The 6,271-nt window shown below is 66.8% G+C and carries 12 protein-coding genes; 5 read left to right on the top strand and 7 right to left on the bottom strand.

All coding sequences use genetic code 11. The annotated features are described in order from the left end of the window. Window positions 1-487 (bottom strand): non-homologous end joining protein Ku (ku, locus tag VIU94_RS00905; RefSeq protein ID WP_331906425.1); only part of this gene is annotated, 487 nt, incomplete at its 3' end. 116 nt (window positions 488-603) lie between these two features. Here ku and VIU94_RS00900 point away from each other — a divergent pair. From VIU94_RS00900 to VIU94_RS00890, 3 genes are all read left to right on the top strand, one after another. Next, entirely contained in the window at window positions 604-813 is a 210-nt protein-coding gene (locus tag VIU94_RS00900; RefSeq protein WP_331906423.1) for a hypothetical protein, read from the top strand. Between the two features lie 34 nt (window positions 814-847). Beyond that, complete coding sequence (locus VIU94_RS00895) at window positions 848-1,033, top strand: DUF8636 domain-containing protein (protein WP_331906421.1); 186 nt, start codon at window positions 848-850, stop codon at window positions 1,031-1,033. A gap of 86 nt (window positions 1,034-1,119) precedes the next feature. After that, window positions 1,120-1,557 carry a hypothetical protein gene (locus VIU94_RS00890; RefSeq protein ID WP_331906419.1) on the top strand — a complete coding sequence of 146 codons (438 nt, stop codon included), beginning with the start codon at window positions 1,120-1,122 and terminating at the stop codon, window positions 1,555-1,557. Window positions 1,558-1,623: 66 nt separating this feature from the next. Here VIU94_RS00890 and VIU94_RS00885 read toward each other — a convergent pair whose 3' ends face one another. Continuing rightward, window positions 1,624-2,739 carry a hypothetical protein gene (locus VIU94_RS00885; RefSeq protein WP_331906417.1) on the bottom strand — a complete coding sequence of 372 codons (1,116 nt, stop codon included), beginning with the start codon at window positions 2,737-2,739 and terminating at the stop codon, window positions 1,624-1,626. Then, window positions 2,736-3,329, bottom strand: a complete 594-nt coding sequence (locus VIU94_RS00880; RefSeq protein WP_331906415.1) for a recombinase family protein — start codon at window positions 3,327-3,329, stop codon at window positions 2,736-2,738. Before VIU94_RS00880 ends, VIU94_RS00885 begins: the two co-directional genes overlap by 4 nt. 227 nt (window positions 3,330-3,556) lie before the next feature. On the opposite strand from VIU94_RS00880, the gene VIU94_RS00875 reads away from it, so the two are divergent. Together VIU94_RS00875 and VIU94_RS00870 are read left to right on the top strand one after the other, a co-directional pair. Further along, window positions 3,557-3,724, top strand: coding sequence for a hypothetical protein (locus VIU94_RS00875; RefSeq protein WP_331906413.1), 168 nt, complete (start codon window positions 3,557-3,559; stop codon window positions 3,722-3,724). 111 nt (window positions 3,725-3,835) lie between these two features. Continuing rightward, window positions 3,836-4,489 carry a hypothetical protein gene (locus VIU94_RS00870; protein ID WP_331906411.1) on the top strand — a complete coding sequence of 218 codons (654 nt, stop codon included), beginning with the start codon at window positions 3,836-3,838 and terminating at the stop codon, window positions 4,487-4,489. 165 nt (window positions 4,490-4,654) lie between these two features. Here VIU94_RS00870 and VIU94_RS00865 read toward each other — a convergent pair whose 3' ends face one another. Genes VIU94_RS00865 through VIU94_RS00850 form a run of 4 tightly spaced genes read right to left on the bottom strand, consistent with a single transcriptional unit; the run spans window position 4,655 to window position 6,113 of the window. Then, entirely contained in the window at window positions 4,655-4,963 is a 309-nt protein-coding gene (locus VIU94_RS00865; RefSeq protein ID WP_331906409.1) for a hypothetical protein, read from the bottom strand. Between the two features lie 2 nt (window positions 4,964-4,965). After that, window positions 4,966-5,274, bottom strand: coding sequence for a hypothetical protein (locus tag VIU94_RS00860; RefSeq protein WP_331906407.1), 309 nt, complete (start codon window positions 5,272-5,274; stop codon window positions 4,966-4,968). A 47-nt stretch (window positions 5,275-5,321) separates the two neighbouring features. Then, window positions 5,322-5,765, bottom strand: coding sequence for a hypothetical protein (locus tag VIU94_RS00855; RefSeq protein WP_331906405.1), 444 nt, complete (start codon window positions 5,763-5,765; stop codon window positions 5,322-5,324). Then, window positions 5,766-6,113 carry a hypothetical protein gene (locus tag VIU94_RS00850; RefSeq protein WP_331906403.1) on the bottom strand — a complete coding sequence of 116 codons (348 nt, stop codon included), beginning with the start codon at window positions 6,111-6,113 and terminating at the stop codon, window positions 5,766-5,768. Window positions 6,114-6,271: the final 158 nt, after the last annotated feature.

Raw genomic sequence — 6,271 nt, 5'->3', positions numbered from 1 at the left:
GCAGGACGATGACGTCTTCGCGGATCCGCAGCAGACCCAACCGTTCCCGGCCCGACCATGCGTACTTGGCGATCGCCACCTTCGACGATCGGCTCAACGCCTTCACCAGCAGCTTGTACGGCTTCGCGGCGACAGGCTGGGAGGGCTGCAAGTAGTAGCCGTCGCCGATCCGGATCGGGTCGATAGTGTCCAGCGGCACGAAGCCGACGATCTCGATCGCCTTCGCCGTCGGCAGCGGCAACTCGCTCAGTTCCTCGTCGGAGATCGGGATGATCTGGTCCTTGGCGTACTCGTATCCCTTGCCGATCTCCGACTGGTAGATCTCCCGATCCTCCAGCTCGCAGATCTTCCGCGTGCGCACCCGGCCCATGTCCGCGAGATGGTACTGATGGAACTGGATGCTGTGGTTCTCGGTCGCGGATAGTACGGCGATGGGTACGGTGACCAGGCCGAACGTGATCGCGCCGCTCCAAATCGTTCGGGGCATGGGAGACCTCCGCGTCAGCCCCGAGCAGGAACAGGCTACGACCGGCGAGCAGCGACCGCCATGCGCAGACCGCCCGCCAGGCGCACCCTGAAGACACACCGTCCCAGGAGGCCCCGATGGCGTACCACGAACACGACCCGTGGCGAGAACCCCAACGGACCAAACGGACGGCTGGCCGTATCGTCGCCGGCTGCATCCTCGCCCTCGCCGTCTTCATCGTCCTCGCCGTCATCGAGATCCAAGCCGCCCTCGTCGTCGCTGCCCTCGCCGTGATCACCGGACTCGTCCTAGTCATCGGCAGCAGGCTCAGCCACCGCCACCGATAGCGGCACTGTCAGACCCGCCCGGCATGATGAGCGCATGACGATCACCATGCAGAACTACGGGCTCACCTGGACCGACCCCGACGGGATACCCCGCGCCTCCGCCGTCGCCTACGACAAGCCCTCCGCCGAGAGGCAGAAGGAGAGACTCGAGGGCGATGGCTGCAGCGAGGTGGAGATCGTGCCCGTCAAGCCGGGCGAACTGCCCGAACCGCGGGGGTGACGCATGAACGGCCGCCCCTGTGGCTCCCCGGGCGGCCGGTTGCGTGTTGCTGGGCTTCCAGGCCACGAGACGCCTATCTTCCTCGCATGGAGAACACCTGGGCGAACCGCGACCTGCCCGTACTGGACGCGATGGTGAAGTTCCTCGAGGACGGGGTGGGCAGTCTGTACCCAGAGCTGCGAGACATTGCCGAACTGACTGGCTTGGATGTCAAAGAGGTCGGCAAGGCGGCACTGGCCCTTGAGAGCGATCGCCTGATCGAGCTCGGTAAATCCGCTGGCGGCCCAGGGACGTGGCACGTGGGCAGCGTAAGTGGAGACGCTCGCCGACTCGTCGGACAGTGGCCCACCGCCGAACAATTCGTTGACGAGATCGCGCAGCGCCTCCAAGCTGCGGCCGATGAAGAGCCCGACGAGGAACGCCGCGGACGGCTCCGTGAACTAGCGACCTCTGCGGGCGACGTGGCGCGCAACGTCTTCGTAGACGTGACGTCCGCCGTCATCTCTAGGCAGATGGGCATCTGAACGACGGACGCCCCGCCGGAACGGGGGATGTCCGGCGGGGCGTGCGGCCAGTGTTGCACGGAGGGGCTACGCGGCGCCTCCGGATGCCGCGTCAACTGGTGAGGATGGTTCGCGTGCGCCGGCCATGTTGACGTGCTCGGCGTCCAGCCAGTTCTGCGCGAACGCCATAATGAGCGGCAGTGCGTCAGCCGGGAAGTACTCGTCGCCGCGTGTTCGCTTCCACCCGCCTTCGTTCAGGTGGGTCAGCAGCGCGGCCTCTAGGGCTCGTGCTACGCCCTGGGATAGACCTGTCCGCACAAGGTGCCGCTGCGATAGGCCAACGCTCGCATGCTGCTCCAGGCGCTTATGCCCGACGCCTGAGCTGATGCCCAACTTCACCGTCGGCACCCCCGTGACGGTGTCGGTGCCGCTGACGACGTAGAAGACGTCGTGAGGCGGAGCCGCATGTCCAGTCCTACACACTCGGCACATGACCTCGGCGCCGCATCCCTGGTTGATGCCTATCTGAGACAGGTGGCCGACGATGCAGCAGATCGTCACCCGCTGGGATACGCGTCCGGCCAGCGGCTCCAGGAGCATTACCCCCTGGCTGACGGCGTTTGCCTTGAACGCGGCCAGCTTCGGGGTGTTTCGAATCCTCTTGCACGTAGGGCACGGGTGCTCGTGCGGGTCCTGCTCCTTGAAGTCGTAGAACTCGTGAACAGGTGACGGCTTCCAATCGATCCGCGGATCCAACGCGGGGAGCTTGAAGACGTGCCCAGAGAGGCACCGCACCGTCTTCGCGGGTCTGCCGTACTCGGTCTTCTCGTCACCCAACACCCATAGGTCGAAGTCGGCGGCATACTTCGGGAAGGCTGCAATCCCTTCCGCTCCCTTCCGGTCTCGCGTGCAGGTGAAGCAAGCCTCCAGCTCAGTCCGCGGCAGCGGACCCACGTGGCTGTCGAGGGTGAAGCCGCCTGTAAGCACACTGATGGGCTTCGCGTCGGCCGTGTGCCCCTTGCTGCAGGCCATCTTCACGGGCTCATTGACGCCACCCACAGTTCCGCGCAGCGACCAGTCCAGCTCATACGCCCGAACCCGGAAGGCTGCGATGACGGCCTGCTCGGCTCGGAGCATGAGCAATCGAGCCCTGACCTCACCCTCATGGTCTGTGGGCCTATCTTCGCCCCGGCCTGCGCTCACGCTGACACCTCCCGTGACGCCCCGCTTCGTTCCAGGTGTCGGTAGATGGTGGGGCGACTGACGCCGAACTCGTCGGCGATCTGCTGGACGGTGTACTTGCGCTTCCCGTCGCCGCCGAGCTCGTCGTACATCTCTTGAGCCAGCTTGATCTGGCGGGACTTGAGTTTTGGCTTCTGTCCGCCAGTTCGGCCGCGCGCTCGGGCAGCGGCGAGGCCGTCCAGGGTGCGCTCCGAGTTAAGGGACGCCTCGAACTCAGCAACGGCGCCGACCATGTTGAAGACCATGCGGCCGGATGCCGTCGAGGTGTCCACGCCGAGGTTCAGAACGACGAGCCCAACTCCGGCCGCGCGGAACGCGGCTTCGAGCTCGATCAGGTTGGCGAGGCTACGACCGAGCCGGTCGAGTTTGGTGACCACGACCGTATCGCCCTCCCGCATCTGCTCAAGCAGGCGGTTCAGTTCGGGTCGAGAGGCGAGCTTGCCACTCCTCTTCTCGACGAAGAGGCGGTCGCATCCCGCCTCTGTCAGCGCGTCGTGCTGCGCTTCGGGGTGCTGGTCTCGCGTGGACACGCGTCCGTAGCCGAGTTTCATGCATTCAGTGTACGCAGACGGGGGTGAGCGTTACATAGACGCGGACACGAGTTGTGTAACAGTGTCGGTGCAGGACGGATGCGCTCGCCGTCCGCATCTCACAGACGTTCGTTTGCGGACACGCTCTTCAGCGGACGTTATGCGCTAGCAAGGCGCCGTTGCCCCGGTGACAGGGCGGCCAGCGTTCGGGACACTCGCGTATGCCTTTGACTCCGGAACAGCGGGCCTTGATCACCGAAGCGATGCGCAACGTCAGGAACGCGACGGAAGTGCACGCGTCCCCAATGTCGAACGAGACGCGGGCGATGTACGCCAACGCCGCACTCGCGCAGGCGCTCGTCGTGGCCGCGGAAGCCATGAGCGCACTCACCGACGCCATCCGCGAAGAGGAATAGACACGAAGCCGCCCCCGCTCCCCCGCCGCCGTGAGGTAGTAAGGGGGCGGGGGCGTTGTCGTGTCAGAGCCCGGTGCCGCCTGTTCACCGGTCTGTCACATGTGGTCTACCGTGTTCCTCAGTGCAACCTTGGGGGGATTCATGCGTGTTCGCGCGACTGCGGCCACTGCCGCGCTACTTCTGACCGCCCTCACCGCATGCGGCGGTGGAGACGATGCGGCGGGCTCGAAGCCGGAAAAGGCCCCGGCCACGGCGAGTGCGTCTACCGGGGAGCCGACGCCGGGCACGATTGAGAAGGGCATGAAGTTCGGCACTGCGGCGCAGACCACGGGCGATGGCGGCACAGGAGTTCTGCAGATCACCCCGGACACGGTCGTGTTCACGAAGGAAGGCGGCGGCGAGACCGCTGCGAACGGGATGTTCGTCGTGGTGACGATGAAAGACAAGGCGATGACTGGTGCGGCAGCCGACGAGCCCGCCCCGATCAGCGGCGGGGGCTGGAAGTGGATGGCACCCGACGGGGAGACGATCACCACTCAGGTGGGGAACGCTTTCAACGTCGTCATGGACAAGTACAACAACGCCGACCCCGTTCAGCCGGGCGCCTGGCAGTGGCGGTCGCAGGTCTTCGACTTGACGCCGGCGCAGGCGAAGGGCGGGACGCTCATCTACATCGACGGTGAGGAGAAGGCCTTCCGGTGGGAGATGCCGTCGGAGGACTCCGGGCCGAACGTGGCCGAGGTGAAGAAGCAGCTGGAGTTCTGAGCACGTCGAAACGCCCCCGCTCCACCGCCAGGAGGCGGCAGGAACGGGGGCGTTGTCATTCGGCGGCCGGTTCTTCGGCAGGCGGCACGTCGGGTTCGATGAATGGCCGCGGCGACAGCCAGAACGGTGTCGGCTCATCCACGTTCTCTTCGGGCACGGGGCCTCCTACTTGCTGGCCTTACCGGGCTTCTGGACCCAGCGGGTGACGGTTTCGAGCGTGGCGGCGTCTAGCTGCCCGAGGGCCTGCATCGCGGCGTGGTCCGCTGCCGTTGCGGTGACACCGGCGCCCGCGAGCGCTTCCTGCAGCTCGCCCGTGTCCTGCTCCCCTGCCGGATCCTCCGCCGCGGGCTCCGCCGCGAGTTCGGCGAGGGCTGCCGGGATGGGCTGTTCGTCGATGCGGCCCATGCGTTCGAGCGAGCCGGCGTCGGCGGCGGTGTCGTCGCGGCGCGGCTGCCGGGGGACGGCTTCAGGCATCGTCACACTCCAGTTCGGTTGTACTCGTCCACCCGAGGGGGTGGCGCTGGAGGTTCGATGCGGTTGGCCCGCATCTGTGTCGTCAACTCGCCCACGTAGTAGGAGAACGCCCGCACGAGGGACCGGAGCGATCGGACCTCGTCGCGGGTTGCTGTCAGCTCCTGCCGCAGCTCCGTTTTGATCGCCTCGAAGGCGGCCCGGTCCTCCGCCCGCTCGTTCGGTCCGGCCGACACCCGCGCCGCTGCCTGTGTCGCCTCTGCCGTTGCTGCGGCTGCCCGCGTTGTCGCGCGCGCCGCGAACAGGCCTGCCACGACAGCACCCGCAGTGCCCAGCACGGCGACGATCCCCGCCCACCAAGTCACGGGCCCTTGCCTCTCCGGGCAGGCCGCGGCACTGGGGGAACCGAATACTCGGGAACCGTGGCCGCCCACATGATGACCCCGACATGCGAGGTGAGATACCAGATAGCGACGTAGGCGCCGCGGGAGTACTGGCCGCTGACGACAGCAGCCGTGTAGGCGATTGCCCACACTGAGGGGGGAATGAGGGCGGCCACGAAGCCGGCCCAGTCTCGGCCGACTTTCAGGAAGGCCGAGAAGCCTGTGACGAGACCGCACGCGATCCACAGCCACGCCCAGTGCCGCAGGGAGCACACGTCGGTGAGCAGTTGGAGGCCGTGGTCGTTGGGCGGGTCGACGATGAACGAGATGCCCCAGCAGGTCTTTCCGACGCCGAGGATGAGCAGGAAGGCGCCGCGGCGGCCCAGCATGTGACGCAGCCGCAGGACCGCCTGGCGCGGCATTCAGACCCCGGCCGGGGCGTCGGGCTTCGTCGGCGTGACCTGCACCCGGGTCAGCAGGGTGAGCACGGCGAGGACGACGGTGTTGACCGCGCCCACGGTCTCCTGTGACACCTCGAACCCGAACGCGGCGACGGCGGTTGCGCCGGCGGCGACGATGGCGGTGAACGCCTGCGGGGCGATCGGCCGGGTCATGGCCGCGGCGATTCCGCCGAGGATCGCGGAAACGACGGCTACGGTGGCGCCTGCCTGCTCGGCGGTCAGGCTGGTGACGCCGAGGGTGACGACGAGGCCAAGGACTGCAGAGAGCGTGTTCAGAACCACGACCGGTTCGCGCCCGAAGAGTTTCATGAGGTTCTCGCTTCCTGTTCGGCGAGCCAGCGCCGGACGGTCTGGTTGTGTCTGGCGTCAGCGAGCGCGTTGTGCTCGCCGGATTCCTGCTTGGGCAGGTCGTCCCAGCTGAAGCCGAGCCGGGCTCGTTCCTGCTGGATGTCGTTGGTGAACATGGG

Source organism: Streptomyces sp. (genome assembly GCF_036566765.1).
Classification (GTDB): Bacteria; Actinomycetota; Actinomycetes; order Streptomycetales; family Streptomycetaceae; genus Streptomyces.
Note: the sequence above shows the minus strand (reverse complement) of the source record. Positions and strands in the feature narration are given on the sequence as shown.